Origin of the sequence: Streptomyces sp. UH6, from assembly GCF_013421635.1 — a bacterium.
Taxonomy (GTDB): domain Bacteria; phylum Actinomycetota; class Actinomycetes; order Streptomycetales; family Streptomycetaceae; genus Streptomyces; species Streptomyces abyssomicinicus.
Genome location: NZ_JACADT010000833.1, coordinates 1 through 2536, shown reverse-complemented (window position 1 = coordinate 2536; position 2536 = coordinate 1). Strand labels below are relative to the sequence as shown.

Sequence of the window (2536 nt, the reverse complement as noted above, 5' to 3'; positions counted from 1 at the left end):
AGTCTCCAGCGTGAGGTCGTCCAGGACCGGGCAGCCGACCCGCTCACCCGCGTGCAGAGCCAGTTCCACGAACGCGGTCCCCGGCAGCAACACCGTCCCGAACACCGCGTGATCCGCCAGCCACGGATACGAATCCAACGACAGCCGACCCGTGAACAACGAGACATCCTCACCCGCGACGGCTACCGAGCCGACGGCAAGAGGATGGTCCTCGAGGAGCAGGCCGACCGAGGACAGGTCCGTGCGGCTGCCACCGTTCAGGGAGGACGCCAGCCAGAAACGTTCGTGCTGGAAGGCATAGGTGGGCAGGTCGACCAGGCGCGCGCCGGTGCCGGCGAAGAAGGTGCGCCAGTCGACGCTCTCACCGGCGGCGTGGGCCTCGGCGAGGGCAAGGACCTCGGAGCCCTGGAGGTCCGCGTCCGAAAGTACGACGGTTCGACTGTCGGCTGCGGCGGGGTCGGAGGCCAGTACGTCCAGAGCCGTCAGGAAGTCCTCGCGAGAGGTCGCGACCACGACGGTCCGGTGCTCGAACCGGGAGCGCGTCAGGGCGAGGGAGTAGCCGATGTCGACGACGGAGATCTCGTTGTCGGACCGCAGCCGCTCGAGCAGCCGTCGAGCCTGCCCGGCGACGGCCTCGGGGGACTTGGCGGACAGCACCCACGGCACCGCGGGGAGCGTGGTCTCCGGCTCGTCCGTCCCGGTGGCCGGGGTGCGGTCGGGCTCGGGCGACTCCAGGATGACGTGTGCGTTGGTGCCGCTGATGCCGAAGGAGGACACACCCGCACGGCGCGGGCGGTCACCCGTCTCCGGCCAGTCGCGTGCTTCGGTCAGCAGTTCCACGGCGCCCGCCGACCAGTCGACCTTCGACGAAGGTTCCTCGGCGTGGAGGGTGGGCGGCAGGATGCCGTGGCGCATGGCCATGACCATCTTGATGATGCCGGCGACGCCCGCCGCGGCCTGTGTGTGACCGATGTTGGACTTGATGGAGCCCAGGAGCAGGGGCTGGCCCTCGGGGTGTTCCTGGCCGTAGGTGGCGAGCAGGGCCTGGGCCTCGATCGGGTCGCCGAGGGTGGTGCCGGTGCCGTGGGCCTCGACGGCGTCGACGTCGGCGCCGGTCAGGCCGCCGCTGGCCAGGGCGGCGCGGATGACGCGCTGCTGGGACGGGCCGTTGGGTGCGGTGAGGCCGTTGCTGGCGCCGTCCTGGTTGACGGCGGAGCCGCGCACGACCGCGAGGACGGGGTGCCCGTTGCGGCGGGCGTCGGAGAGACGCTCGACCAGCAGCACGCCGACGCCTTCGCCCCAGCCGGTGCCGTCCGCGTCGTCCGAAAACGACTTGCAGCGCCCGTTGGAGGCCAGACCGCGCTGGCGGCTGAACTCGGCGAACGTGGTGGGGGTGGCCATGACGGTCACACCGCCCGCGAGGGCCATGTCGCACTCGCCCGAGCGCAGCGCCTGGATGGCCCAGTGCAGGGCGACGAGCGACGACGAGCACGCCGTGTCCACCGTGACCGCCGGGCCCTCGAGCCCCAGCGCGTACGACACGCGGCCGGAGAGCACACTGCCGGAGGTGCCCAGACCCAGGAACGCCTCGACACCGTCGGGAATCGCCTCGGCGCCGGAACCGTAGTCGTGGTACATGAGGCCGGCGAAGACGCCGGTGCGACTGCCACGCAGGGACAGCGGGTCCACCCCGCCGCGCTCCAACGCCTCCCACGAGGCCTCGAGCAGCAGGCGCTGCTGCGGGTCCATCGCCAAGGCCTCACGCGGTGAGATCCCGAAGAAGTCGGCGTCGAACTGGTCGGCGTCGTAGAGGAAACCGCCCTCCAGGGTCAGCGAACGCTGCTCCGGGTCGTCCGCCACCGCCTCGGCGTACAGGCCGTCGAGGTCCCAGCCGCGGTCGGTGGGGAAGGCCGAGATGCCGTCGGTTCCGGCGGAGACGAGTCGCCACAGGTCGTCGGGCGAGGAGACACCGCCGGGGTAACGGCACGCCATGCCGACGATCGCGATCAGTTCGTCGGAGCCGGCGGGAGCGACGGCGCTCGGCCCGTACGAGGTGGCCTGGGTGCCGCTTGCCGAGAGGCCGCCGGTGAGTTCCTGTGTCAGGAACTCCGCCAGGACGATCGGGTTGGGGTGGTCGAAGACGAGGGTGGCGGGCAGGCGGAGGCCGGTGATCTTACCGAGGCGGTTGCGCAGTTCGACGGCGGTGAGGGAGTCGAAGCCGAGCTCGGTGAAGGCCCGGTGGTCGGGGACGGCCTGGGCGGAGGCGTGGCCGAGGACGGCCGCAACCTCCGACCGCACCGTCTCCAGCATCGTCTGGACCTGCTCCTCCGCCGTCTGCCCCGCGAGGCGCGCCGCCAGGCCGCCGGGTGCCGCGACGTCCACCTGAGCGGCGGTCCGCCGGTGCCGCACCGGCACCAGGTCGCGCAGCAGGGGAGTGATCTCGGCCCCCTGCGCTGCCGCCTTGCGCATCGCGTCCAGTTCGACGTGGACCGGCACGAGCGACGCCAGGCCGGTGGCGACGCCCGCGTCGAACAGG

At 72.0% G+C, this 2536-nt stretch carries 1 protein-coding gene; it reads right to left on the bottom strand.

All coding sequences use genetic code 11. The annotated features are described in order from the left end of the window. On the bottom strand, positions 1-2536 hold a 2536-nt coding region (locus tag HW445_RS26445; RefSeq protein WP_180223401.1), incomplete at both ends, for a beta-ketoacyl synthase N-terminal-like domain-containing protein.